The following is a 500-nucleotide window of genomic DNA, read 5'->3' on the forward strand; positions in this document are numbered from 1 at the left end:
GGGCTATCGTGTTATTTATCAATTTAAATTGATTGACTTATTTCATGCAGAAAAACAGGGTGAGCAAATTCCACGTGCCTCTTTAGTAGCGGCTGTTTTAGGAACGGCGCTTATCGCATTTGGTTATTATACAGCTGCCTCTGATATGTTTACGAGTGAAATTTGGCGATTCTTTACGGTTCTAGGCACGCCACTAATGGTCATCGGCGTAACTATTGTCGGGACATATCTTTTATTCCATAGTGTAAGTGTCTTTGTGTTAACAGCTTTAAAAAGAGCGACATCTTGGTCATGGAAAGGGTTAAATTTAATCGGAGTTTCCCAGTTACTGTATCGTATCCGCGCAAATGCTAAGTCATTGTCGATTATTGCCATTTTAAGCGCAACGACAATTACAGCAGGCGGTGGCGTCTTTGGTATGTATTATAATGCAGAAGCATCGGTACGTCAGATGCTGCCCAATACATTTATGTGGAAAGGCGATCCCGTCGAGTTTTCAC

Annotated in this window: 1 pseudogene; it reads left to right on the forward strand. The window is 41.6% G+C overall.

Annotation, left to right across the window (positions count from 1 at the left end):
* Window positions 1-500: pseudogene (locus LC455_RS31115) on the forward strand (ABC transporter permease); the annotation flags it as partial.

The organism is Neobacillus bataviensis (assembly GCF_019969725.1).